We start from the raw sequence: 10,924 nt of genomic DNA on the forward strand, positions 1-10,924 counted from the left end.
GGCACTACTGCTTCCGGTTGACCATGACGACCGCTGGCTTGCCGTACTCATCCGCCTCGATTGTCACCCAGTCGCCGCTCTTGATGGCAGTCAACGGGTCTTGATCCAGGCCATCCACCGCGGGGATATTGGCTGCTATTGCACCGGACAGGTCGATCGTGTGGACGTTCTGGCAGATGATGCCAGCGGGGCCATTGTGAGAGCCCTTCACCTTGAACAGTAAACCGAAGGCACCGGAGGTCGATCCGGTGACCGTGGGGTAGACAACGATCTTACCCTTCACGTTCTCGCCGCTGACGGGATTGCCGACCATCTTGACTGTTCCATCATTCAGGATGGAACACGGAGCCCAGCTCAACGGCATCTGGCTCACCAGCGCCTCGCCTTCTGCTCGCCCCTTGGCCTTCGTGCGGCCCTTCAACACGAGTTCTTCGGCCATCACTTCGTCCTCCTGTGGTTGAATTCGACACGATGATCGAGTCGATGGAACAGTTTCAGAACTGATCCCATGCAACAAACTCAGTTCAACCCATCTGTTCCTCGGTGCGCGCGATGATCTCGGCCTGCTGCGCGGGCGTGAGGTCCACGAAGTAAGCGCAATAGCCGGCGATCCGCACGACCAGGTCGCGGTACTTCTCCGGATGCTTCTGCGCGTCCAGCAGGGACTCGCGGTTGATGATGTTGAACTGGATGTGGGCGTGCTTCTGGCTGCTCCAGACGCGGATCAGCTGCATCAGCCGGCGCGTGCCCGCCTCCCCCGCCACGTTCGCGGGCGACATCTTCATGTTGAGCAGGTCTTCGCGGTGCTCGCGGTAGATGTGGCAGGTCGCCCTGGCGATGGATTCCAGGGTCACCGTGGGTCCCTTGGTGTCCATGCCATGCGAGGGCACGATCCCGTCCGACAGGTACTCGCCGGCCGGTCGACCGTTCGGCGTCGCCATCGTCACCATGCCCGCCGGCACATGGAATGTAATGGGGATGAGCCGCAGGTTGAAGCTCTGCCCATGAGGCTTCGGGTGGCTGCGCGCGTACTCCATGATGGTACGCTGGATGCGGTAGCCGATCGCATCCACCCACTCGATGCCATTTCCGTATTTCGGCGCATGGAGGCAAATCTGGCGGATGGCTTCGCTGCCCTCCCAGTTTCGCTCCATCGCGTCGAGGAGCTGATCCCAGCTGAGCCTCTTTGTGTCGTAGATGAGGTGCTTGATCGCGGCGAGCGAGTCGATCGCTGTCGCGAAGCCGCCCATCCCGTCGATGCAGGACGCGTCGAGCGCGCCCGGGAAATACTCGCCGTGTGTATGGAGGTCGCGGCCCTGCTCCATGGCAAGGTCATGCAGTAGGGAGGTCAGGGGCGCCGCGATGTATTTCGGCTTCAGCGCAAGCGCCGTGTAGACGTGGATCATGCAGTGCTTGACGACGTTCTCCAGCTGCAGCCGGTAGGCGTTCCACACCTCGTCGAAGGTCGCAAAGCCTCGCGGATCGCCCGTCCTGAGGCCGAACTGTTCATCGTTGTAGAATTTGATCCTGCCGTCTCGGAGCGCCATCTCCATGATCGCGCCGTAGTTGACCATGGAGTTGCCGGTCTTCCCCGTCTCCCGGTTGGGCAGGCGTGATTCGGAGCAGCCGGAGATCGCGTAGTCCAGCGCCTCGCGGCGCTCCACCCCGTTGCCCATGAACCACGGGACCATGAACTCGTCGTTGAGCAGCTTAGGCGAGCCCTTGCCGTCCTTGATCACCTCGGCCACGGCATGCAGGAACCGTTCGGGCGTGTTGGCGTGGATGCGGGCGCCAAGCTCGGGATAGCTGGTGCGCAGCGGCCGCGTCGATTCGAGCAGGACATAGGAGAGCTCGTTCGTTGCATCGAAGCCGTCCGGCGTCTGGCCGCCGATGGTGACCGTCTCGTGGTGGGAGAAGCCCTGCCGCCCTTTTGCCGCAGCGGGAGACATCTGGGATTCGGTGCTCTGCATCGTGTTCAGCCAGAGGCACTGGAACAACTCCTGCGCCGCCTCCGGCGTGATGCGCCCCTCCTCGAGGTCCTTCTTGTACGTGGGGTAGAGATACTGATCCATGCGGCCGACGTTGACCTGGCCGCCGACGAGTTCCTCCAGGCGCGCGAACAACTGCGTGAACCACTGCGCCTGGATCGCTTCGCGGAAGGTCCGCGCGGGATTCTCGGGCACCCAGGCGCAGATCGCCGCGATCTCCTCCAGCTCCTTCCGGCGCTGCGGGTTCACCGTCTGGGCGGCCATTTCCGCCGCGCGCTCGGCGTAGCGCCGCGCGAAGAGGCTCAGCGCATCGCAGGTGATGATCGCCGCCTCGTAGAAGGGCTTGCGAAGGGCCAAGTCGCGCGGGTGCTCCAGCGCCTCGAGCCTCGCCAGCGCTTCCGCGCGCAGGCCCTTGCAGCCACGGGTCAGCATCTTTCCGAAGTCGGGGACCCAGTTCTGCGAATGGCGCATCGTGGAGGTGCTGACGACGACGAAGGTCTGCATGACCCCGACATTGTCCGGGTCCGATCCGAAGGTGATGTGCCGTGAGTCGGGCGGCAGGGCCTTGATGAAGTTGCGGCAGAAGTCCTTCCCGTCCCAGTAAGGGAAGAGGACCTCGTCGATGATGCGCTTGTCTTCGTCGGTGACGGTGATCGCATCCGGGGCGCCCTTTGCGGCGATAAAGGCCTCGGCACCCGCCTTCATGATCGTGCCGTCAAGTTCCGGATACACGAGGGAGTAGCGCCCAAGCCAAGTGTTGGGCCGGCCGACGATCAGCTCATCGTCGAAGATAGTGACCGGGATGTTCGCGGCGATGTGCTGCAGGGCCTTGGCCCAGCGCCAGACCAAGGGCTGTCCTTCCGTGGCCTTGAAGGATTCCGTGAAGTAGATTGCGCGGTCCAGCGTGACACGCGGCGGGCCATAGGCGCGGATGGTGTCCAACAGCCTGAGAACACGTTCGCTCGCCGTGCCGTGCAGAACTTTGCGGCCTTCGAGGATCGCTCGCTCCTGCGAGGAGAGGACGGCGTCAGCAGCCTGGCTCACGGTTCGCCTCCGCTCTCTTGCTGTATGCTTGGCAGGACCTGTGATGCCGTGGCGTCGCTGGCCGCCTTCAGCGTCGCCAGGAGTTCGGCCTCGAGTTCCTGCACAAGCGTCCGGTATTCGCCGAGCTCGGATCGTGGGCCGAGCGTCGCGAGCACCTCGAAGGTGGTGCGGCCGTCCTGCGCAAGGCGATAGTCCTCGCAGATGCTGCGGAAGGCGGGGTGCGTCAGATAGAGGTGCCGGACCAGCACCGCCCTGTCGGGAAACCGGGCCAGGACCAGATCCAGATCCAGATCGGAACGGGCAGCAGGCGTCTGTGGCATCGCTTGGAGGCTCACGGGTACCCGGCGGGGTGTGACGGCATTCATTGCCGGACAGCACGGCACGGGCACCGCGACGCAGGAACGTACGTCACTGTTAGCGCCCGGGCGGGGCGGTATGCTCGGCGCCGCGTCACATCACGGCGCCCGCGCCCCGTCCGATGCCGCGACATGAAATCGCGGGCGTGGCATTTCCGGTCCAAGACCTCATATGATGTCGGGCCTGTGTACCAGGATGAGGGACGCTCAGTGCCCGAGACATTGGAGCAACCGGACGGCGCGGATCATGGGCTGGGCCGCCGCATCGGCGCAGATGCTGGGGCCGGCAAGGCGTAGGTCGTGACAACTGTCCGCCGCGAAATCGACGACAATGCCATCCGTGCGGAACTCGGCCGCATCCTTGCGTCGCCCGAATTCGACGCGACCGAACGGAACCGCCGGTTTCTCCGGTATGTCGTCGAGGAGACGCTGGGCGGCCGTGCCAGCCGGATCAAGGCGTACAGCATCGCCACATCGGTCTTCGGCCGCGGCCCCGACTTCGACGCACAGCTCGATTCGATCGTCCGCATCGAGGCGGGGCGGCTGCGGCGCGCCCTCGATCGGTACTATCTGACGGCCGGGCGCGCTGACCAGGTGCGGATCAGCATCCCGCGCGGCGCCTATCTGCCGGTCTTCCTGAACGCGAGCGATGCGGCGGCGGCGGAGGCTGTCGCGCCGAGCCTTCCCGCCGGCCGGAACCAGCCGGCGCGGCGCGGCTGCGCTATCCTCGTCGTGCCCTTCGAGATGGAGGGCGATCCCTCAGCCTACCGCAACCTCGACCACGGCCTGACGCGCCAGGTGATCATCGGCCTCACCCGCTTCGCCGATCTCTTCGTCTATGGCGCCGAGACGGCCCTGGCCAGCCGTGCGAACCTGGCGGAACCCACCATGCCGGTGGCGCCCGATCTCCTGCTCAGCGGCGGCATGACCGTCAGCGCCGATCGCTTCACCCTCGAGGTCCTGCTGAGCGATGCTCGCTCCGGCCGCTTCATCTGGGGCGAAACCTTCGACCGTCCGCTAGATCCTGCCTCGATCACCCACGTCAGGAACGAGGTGGCGGACGGCGTCGTCCGCAGCATCGCCCAGCCCTATGGCGTGATCTTCAGCCAGCAGGCCCGCGAGATCGAGGGCAAGCCGCCGGAGAGCCTGTCCTCCTATGAGAGCGTGCTGCTGTTCCAGGAATACTGGCGGACCTATGACCGAACGCTGTTCTGGAAGGTACGGGAAAGGCTTGAGGAGGCGATCCGCCACGATCCCGACTATGCGGAGGCCTTCGCCTGCCTCTCGCTGGTCTGTTCCAATTGGCGGCGCTTTGATCACGCATGGCCGCCGGGATCGCCCGATCCGCAGGAGCGTGCGCTCGCCCTCGCGCGCCGGGCCATCGAGTTGGCGCCGCATTCGAGCCGCAGCCATCACGCGCTGGCGCTGGCGTGCTGGTTCAGCGGCGATGCCGCCGCCGGCATCGCTGCACTGGAGAGAGGGCTCGCTCTCAACCCGAACGATACGGAGCTCATGTCCGATCTTGGACTGCGTCATGCCGTCATGATGCGGTGGGACAGGGCGGTGCCGTTGCTGGAGGACTCCTACGCCCGCAATCCCGAGCAGCCAGCGAATCATCGGATCGGGCTGGCACTATGGCACTACATGGCGGGCCGCTACGAAGAGGCGCTTGTCGAGATGCGACGCGCCAATCCGCAGCATGTCGTCCAGGGCTTCCTTTTGGTCGCCGCCGCGGCCGCGCAACTCGGCCGGAAGGCGGAAGCCGAGGCCGCGGTGCGCTCGGTCCTCGGGATCGCCCCTGATTACGGCGACCGCGTCGTCGCCGATCTCGAGGCGCGGAACCTTCATCCATCCATGATCGCCGCCGTCGTCGATGGGCTGCGCAAAGCCGGCCTGCCGTGCCGTGACGCCATGGACGAGTTGGGCGTCCGTGATGCCGCGGCGGGGGATTGACGGGTGAGGCGACAGGGCTGCTGACGCCGCCGTATCGGCCGCTCGCCCGGCGCATCTGCCGATTGCGCGGCCGCTACCGCGTCAGGCCGAGCCCCTGCGGATCCTGCTGGCGGGCGGCGGCGCGATCGCGTTCGTCGAAGCCGGAATGCTCGATGGCGGCGTCGATGTGCTGCAGATACTGCCGGACGGCCTCGGCACGCTCCTGATCGCCGATCAGGTCGGCGAGGCCGAGCAGCGCCGAGCGCATCCGCCGCATGACCTGAACCGACGTCGCGCCGAACACGCGGATCTCGTCGAAGGCGAGGGCGAGGTAATCCTCCCAGTCCGGCGTCGGGAAGAAGACACGGACAATGCCCTCCGCGTCGGCGATGCGCCCGCTCTCGAGGTCGCGTACCGCCAGCCGGCGCAGCAGGTCCTCGATCTGGTCCAGCGCCTGCACGGCTGTGGTCGGGTCGTTGATCGCCGGCGACAATGCCTTGATCGCCACATCCACGAGCAGTCGTATGGGGTACTTCGGATCCTGCTCGAAGGTGCGGTCGGAACCGAGCCGGATGGCCTTGCGCAGCGCGGGCTCTGGAACCCTGCTGGTGCCGCCGAGCACCCGCAGCATGACGCTGCCCTCGAGCTCCATGTCGCCGACGGCGCATGCAACATCGATGCACGCCCCGGCTTCGCGCGCGAGTGCGAGCAAAGCGGGGATGTCCAGCCGCTGCACGTAGCGGGGCGGACCCGCATGGCGCAGCACCTGTGTGACGGGCCCCGATGGCTCCTTCGCGATGCCGGCCAGGGCGCGGCTGCCCCCCGTCGCCGCCCCTTGGCCTGCCTTTGGGACGGACTGGCGGATCACCTCACGCCCGCGGTCGCCGATGTAGCGCAGCGTATTGGTGATCTGGAGGTCACCGAGACGGCGCATGAGCAGGCCGAAGGCCAGCAGGCTGACAAAAAGCAGGCCAACGGCGATGAGCGAGGAAATGGCCGGGACCTGGCCTGAGCCTCCCCGATCCGCCCATGCGGCCGCCGCCAGAGAATAGGTGAAGGTCGCGAAGAAGATGCCGAGCGCGTGGAACAGTACCGGATCGCGTGCGAAGCGATTGGCGAAGCGCGGCGAATAGGTGACCGCGCTGAACTGGAGCATCACGAAGGCGACCGAGAAGACGATGCCCGTCAGCGCCATCATGCCGGACGCGATCGAGGACAGCACCGCCAGCGCCGCGGCCGCGGAGATGCCAAGGTCGAATGGCAGGGCGAGCGAATGCTCGATCCGGGGCAGCACGACGGCCGCCACGAGGCTGACGACGGTGTAGACGATCGGAATAATCCAGACCGGCATGGGGTGGTCCTTCAGGGGCAGGTTCGCTGCACGCCCTGCGTGCGGCGATGGAAGGCGTTCGAGCGGCGTCACCGTGCGGCAGCCCGCCAAGTTTCATCCTGACCAATGCCCGCCCGCGTGTCGCCATCGCAGCCGGCCGGTTGTCACCGTAACTTACCGTTCATGTGCTGAGGCCGACGACAACGACGCCGCGGCTGGTGCCAGCGGGTCCGCTCGACGAGGTCCTGGTGCAAGGTCACGCCCGCAGAGCGCCGATGAAGCGCCGCCCACTCTGTCTGGTGCCGTTCTTCGCCGCCAGCGGGTCGGTGGAAATCGAGGCGGCCACAACCCTCGTCGCTGTCGTTGAGACGGCGGACCAGCAGACCCATGTGGCGTTGCTTCAAGGCCAGGACGGCGCGCAGAGCGTACCGAAGTGTTCGCTCTCGAAGTACGGATTTAGCGGAAGTGGGGTTCGAACCAGGCCAAGTGCCGAACGCGCTGAAGCCGGCCTTTGAGCGAGGTTTTTGAGTTCCGTACTAAATCGGCCAAGTCAGGAGGTCTGGAGAGAAATGGCTTCCAGAGAGCGATTTTGGGCCGTCTCCGGCTCGGGCCAGTCAAAAGGTCTGCCCCGAAAACCCCAGGAAGCCTGCCACTCAGCGCGGCGCTCAGTCGGGCGGAGAGCACGGCTCGTATGGAAACTGGCGGAGAGGGTGGGATTCGAACCCACGGTACAGTTGCCCGTACTTCGGTTTTCGAGACCGACCCGTTCGACCGCTCCGGCACCTCTCCGACGGGGAGGCGGCTATAATCCGCCGGCACGCCCCTGGCAACGCCCTGCGCACCTCATCCAAGGTTGACGCCGCGCCCGCCGCGCCGCTATACGCCCGCTCTCCCGGCGGGGCCGCTCCCCTGCCGCTCTCGCTTTTGCCCGCCCGCCCCCGGCCTCCGGCCCCAGGGGCAGCGGGAAACATCCAGGGCCTGTCATGACCTACGCAGTGATCCGCACCGGCGGCAAGCAGTACCGCGTCACGCCGAACGCCACCCTGGCGGTCGAGAAGCTGGACGCCGCACCCGGCACCACCATCACCTTCAACGACGTTCTCTGCGTCGCGACCGAGGCCGGGCTGACCATCGGCGCGCCCACCGTTGCCGGCGCCTCGGTCACCGCCGAGGTCGTCGCCCAGAACCGCGGCGACAAGGTCCTGATCTTCAAGAAGCGCCGCCGCCAGAACAGCCGGCGCAAGAACGGCCATCGCCAGCACCAGACGGTGCTCAAGATCGCCACCATCTCCGCGGCGTAAGGATACCACCCAATGGCTCACAAGAAGGCAGGCGGCTCGTCCCGCAACGGTCGCGACAGCGCGGGCAAGCGCCTCGGCGTGAAGCTCTTTGGCGGGCAGACCGTCAATGCCGGCTCCATCATCGTGACCCAGCGCGGCACGAAGATGATCCCGGGCGACAACGTCTATGCCGGCCGCCAGCACTCCCTGCACGCCAAGGTCGATGGCCGCGTCACCTTCGTGCGCCGCGCCGAGGGCCGCGTGCACGTGACCGTCACGCCGGCCGCCCAGGCCGCCGAGTAACGGCGCCCACAGCGCGTCACGTTGGCGGGGGCCTCAGGGCCCCCGTTTTCGTTTCGCAAGGCCGCAAGCACCATGAAGTTCCTCGATGAAGCCAAGGTCTGGATCAAGGCGGGCGACGGCGGCGACGGCGTCATCGCCTTCCGGCGCGAGAAGTTCATCGAATTCGGCGGCCCCGACGGCGGCAACGGCGGCAAGGGCGGCGACGTGGTGGCGGAGGCCGTCGAAGGCCTCAACACCCTGATCGACTACCGCTACGCGCAGCACTTCAAGGCCCGCAAGGGCGGCAACGGCGCAGGCTCCGACCGCACCGGCGCAGGCTCCGACGACGTTGTGCTCAAGGTCCCGGTCGGCACGCAGATCCTGGCCGAGGACCGCGAGACCCTGATCGCCGACCTCGACGCCCCCGGCAAGCGCGTGGTCATCGCCAAGGGCGGCGATGGCGGCCATGGCAACGCCCATTTCAAGACCAGCACCAACCGCGCCCCGCGCCGCGCCGACAAGGGCTGGCCTGGCGATGAACGCTGGGTCTGGCTGCGGCTGAAACTCATCGCGGATGCCGGCCTGGTCGGCCTGCCCAATGCCGGCAAGTCCACCTTCCTCGCCGCCGTCAGCGCCGCGAAGCCGAAGATCGCCGACTACCCCTTCACCACGCTGCACCCGCAGCTCGGCGTGGTGCGGCTGAACGCGACCGAGGAATTCGTCCTCGCCGACATCCCCGGCCTGATCGAAGGCGCGCACGAGGGGGCCGGCCTCGGCGACCGCTTCCTCGGCCATGTCGAACGCTGCGCCGTGCTGCTGCACCTGATCGACGGCACCCAGGCCGACCCCGCCGGCGCCTATCGCACCATCCGCGCTGAGCTTGCCGGCTACGGACATGGCCTCGTGGACAAGCCCGAGATCGTCGCGCTGAACAAGCTCGACGCCATGACGGCGCAAGCGAAGGCCAGCCGCGTGAAGGCGCTCGAGCGCGCCTGCGCTCATCCGATCCATGTCATCAGCGGCGCCACCGGCGAGGGCGTGCCCGCCGTGCTGCGCGCCCTGGCTGACACCATCGCCGCGCAGCGCGCCGGGTGACCGTCACCGGAGGAGCGAGCGGCGCGCAGCAGCGTCGCGCCCGAAGATGCGACGAAACCGCCAGTTGGGCATGACTTAGTGGCTCACGAAGTGCGTGCCTTAAGCAGAGCGGCACTGCCTGCCCCCCCCTGCTACCCGGCGAACTAAGGGTTGGCGCCGAGCCGAGCGCCTACCTCATTGCTGCTCCTCACGATTGCTGCTCCTCACGCCATTTCAGCGCCGCGATGAGATCCGCCGCCACGTCCGGCGTTATGAGAAAACTATATATTTCTGCACCAGAAAGCGCCTCTCCACTGATGATATAGTCACCCATATTGTCACCCCCGACATTTGTTCTTGCATTCGACGCTATGTTGGAGTCGGATTGCGGAAAAAAACTGATAACCAGCTCGCAATCCTTGCTGGGATTCTCCACATCTTCTCCTGTATATGTTAGGATATGCTGCTTACTAATGCCAGTACCGAGAAAGACTTTCTCGCTTACGCTGATTCTCTTAATTGCATCAATTATGGTAGGGGAAACGTTCACATAGTATTGTCCTCCTTTTCTGAGTTTTCCTCGCCCAACAAACTCCCGAAATTCTTGCAAGCTGCGTAGGTTAAGCTTCTCGGCGCCCTGCACACTGCAAACTATCGTACGTGAGGCCTGCTGACCCTTCGATTGCAATGAGGCCACACCCCCGCCTCCACCTGAAAAGAATCGGTAAGCGGTGTTGAAAAGGCTCTCGGACACGAACGGCTCCATGTTCCGTGGTTTGCGAACCTGGTCAGCCGACGAGCCAAACCGATGCGCCAGAGCGATGATATACGCGATGGGATGTTTCGACCACAGGTTATGGCGCCCATGTCCGGCTGGGGACCAGAACGGATCCGTGACACCGATGGAGGCGCTCTTCGCCGCAGGCGCGGTGCAGCAGACCCACGCGACCTTCGCCAGCGCAGATTAAGGCGCACGCGGCAGTCCTGGCCATGAAGCCAAGAAACGGGCGCGGCCGAGGCGCAGATGCGAGGTGGACGCCTCCAGAAACCCCGAATGCTGGCATGCGTGGCCGTAGAGCGGTGCATGGTCGCCCGCCACGCGGGGGGATGGCGGGGATCACGGTGCTGAGGGATCCTGGTCGGGGCGCTGATGGCGGTGTGCGCGGCGGTTCCAGGTCCTACGCTGGCGTGGCGTTGCCGCTGAGCCAGACGAACCGCTTGATGTTGTAGGCGAGATTGGCGAGGCCGATCTTCACCCGTGCCCTGGCGATGCCGATGGTGCGCACGACGAGCCCCATCGATCCCTTCTGCCGGGCAAAGACGTGTTCGACGGCCGAGCGCACGGCCGATTTGCGGGCGTTGGCCCGCCGCGTTTGCGCCGCCATCGGCCGGCCCGGCGGCTTCTTGCGGTGGATGCGCGAGACCAGGCCGCGCGCGGCCAACCATGCCTCGTTCTTCGCCGAGCGATAGGCAGTGTCGGCCCAGACATCGGCGGCGGTGTTGTCAGCATCGACCACCTCCGCCAGCCGCGCCCCGTCATGGGCCGCGGCGTGGCTCGCGGTCCAGCCGCGGATCAGGCCGTGCCGGCGATCGATCGCGACATGGTTCTTGTACCCGAAGGCCGGCACCGCGAGATCG

11 protein-coding genes and 1 tRNA gene are annotated in these 10,924 nt (G+C 66.0%); 5 read left to right on the forward strand and 7 right to left on the reverse strand.

Annotation, left to right across the window (positions count from 1 at the left end; all coding sequences use genetic code 11):
* Positions 1–4 precede the first annotated feature (4 nt).
* From HW578_RS01725 to HW578_RS01735, 3 genes are all read right to left on the reverse strand, one after another.
* Positions 5–439, reverse strand: coding sequence for an aconitase X swivel domain-containing protein (locus HW578_RS01725; RefSeq protein ID WP_198368797.1), 435 nt, complete (start codon positions 437–439; stop codon positions 5–7).
* A gap of 85 nt (positions 440–524) precedes the next feature.
* On the reverse strand, positions 525–3,032 hold the full coding sequence (locus tag HW578_RS01730; RefSeq protein WP_198368798.1) for a glycyl radical protein: 2,508 nt from the start codon (positions 3,030–3,032) through the stop codon (positions 525–527).
* A complete protein-coding gene (locus HW578_RS01735) occupies positions 3,029–3,352 on the reverse strand; it encodes a hypothetical protein (RefSeq protein ID WP_198368799.1) in 324 nt (107 codons plus the stop codon). The genes HW578_RS01730 and HW578_RS01735 overlap by 4 nt, the downstream gene beginning before the upstream one ends.
* Before the next feature lie 336 nt (positions 3,353–3,688).
* Here HW578_RS01735 and HW578_RS01740 point away from each other — a divergent pair, with 336 nt between their 5' ends.
* Positions 3,689–5,341, forward strand: coding sequence for a tetratricopeptide repeat protein (locus HW578_RS01740; RefSeq protein WP_198368800.1), 1,653 nt, complete (start codon positions 3,689–3,691; stop codon positions 5,339–5,341).
* A gap of 73 nt (positions 5,342–5,414) precedes the next feature.
* Here the strand turns inward: HW578_RS01740 and HW578_RS01745 are convergent, their stop codons facing one another.
* Positions 5,415–6,671, reverse strand: a complete 1,257-nt coding sequence (locus HW578_RS01745; protein ID WP_198368801.1) for a DUF2254 domain-containing protein — start codon at positions 6,669–6,671, stop codon at positions 5,415–5,417.
* A 254-nt stretch (positions 6,672–6,925) separates the two neighbouring features.
* Between HW578_RS01745 and HW578_RS01750 the strand changes: the two genes are divergently transcribed.
* Entirely contained in the window at positions 6,926–7,165 is a 240-nt protein-coding gene (locus HW578_RS01750; protein ID WP_198368802.1) for a hypothetical protein, read from the forward strand.
* 184 nt (positions 7,166–7,349) lie between these two features.
* Here the strand turns inward: HW578_RS01750 and HW578_RS01755 are convergent.
* Positions 7,350–7,439, reverse strand: a tRNA-Ser gene (locus HW578_RS01755).
* A gap of 194 nt (positions 7,440–7,633) precedes the next feature.
* On the opposite strand from HW578_RS01755, the gene rplU reads away from it, so the two are divergent.
* From rplU to obgE, 3 genes are all read left to right on the forward strand, one after another.
* Positions 7,634–7,951 (forward strand): 50S ribosomal protein L21, encoded by a 318-nt coding sequence (rplU, locus tag HW578_RS01760; RefSeq protein WP_198368803.1) that lies wholly within the window; start codon positions 7,634–7,636, stop codon positions 7,949–7,951.
* Positions 7,952–7,963: 12 nt separating this feature from the next.
* Positions 7,964–8,233 (forward strand): 50S ribosomal protein L27, encoded by a 270-nt coding sequence (rpmA, locus tag HW578_RS01765; RefSeq protein WP_198368804.1) that lies wholly within the window; start codon positions 7,964–7,966, stop codon positions 8,231–8,233.
* A gap of 72 nt (positions 8,234–8,305) precedes the next feature.
* Entirely contained in the window at positions 8,306–9,307 is a 1,002-nt protein-coding gene (obgE, locus tag HW578_RS01770; protein ID WP_198368805.1) for a GTPase ObgE, read from the forward strand.
* Positions 9,308–9,494: 187 nt separating this feature from the next.
* On the opposite strand, the gene HW578_RS01775 is transcribed toward obgE, so the two are convergent.
* Entirely contained in the window at positions 9,495–10,040 is a 546-nt protein-coding gene (locus HW578_RS01775; RefSeq protein WP_198368806.1) for a hypothetical protein, read from the reverse strand.
* A gap of 424 nt (positions 10,041–10,464) precedes the next feature.
* The coding region (locus HW578_RS01780; protein ID WP_198368807.1) for a transposase at positions 10,465–10,924 on the reverse strand (460 nt) is incomplete at its 5' end.

It is taken from the genome of Roseomonas rosulenta, assembly GCF_016106005.1.
GTDB classification, from domain to species: Bacteria; Pseudomonadota; Alphaproteobacteria; order Acetobacterales; family Acetobacteraceae; genus Neoroseomonas; species Neoroseomonas rosulenta.

What these genes read in the sequence shown, in the direction of transcription:
- HW578_RS01725 (WP_198368797.1), bottom strand. Translation starts at nt 439, where the DNA reads ATGGCCGAAGAACTCGTGTTGAAGGGCCGCACGAAGGCCAAGGGGCGA.
- HW578_RS01735 (WP_198368799.1), bottom strand. Translation starts at nt 3,352, where the DNA reads ATGCCACAGACGCCTGCTGCCCGTTCCGATCTGGATCTGGATCTGGTC.
- HW578_RS01745 (WP_198368801.1), bottom strand. Translation starts at nt 6,671, where the DNA reads ATGCCGGTCTGGATTATTCCGATCGTCTACACCGTCGTCAGCCTCGTG.
- HW578_RS01750 (WP_198368802.1), top strand. Translation starts at nt 6,926, where the DNA reads ATGAAGCGCCGCCCACTCTGTCTGGTGCCGTTCTTCGCCGCCAGCGGG.
- rplU (WP_198368803.1), top strand. Translation starts at nt 7,634, where the DNA reads ATGACCTACGCAGTGATCCGCACCGGCGGCAAGCAGTACCGCGTCACG.
- rpmA (WP_198368804.1), top strand. Translation starts at nt 7,964, where the DNA reads ATGGCTCACAAGAAGGCAGGCGGCTCGTCCCGCAACGGTCGCGACAGC.
- obgE (WP_198368805.1), top strand. Translation starts at nt 8,306, where the DNA reads ATGAAGTTCCTCGATGAAGCCAAGGTCTGGATCAAGGCGGGCGACGGC.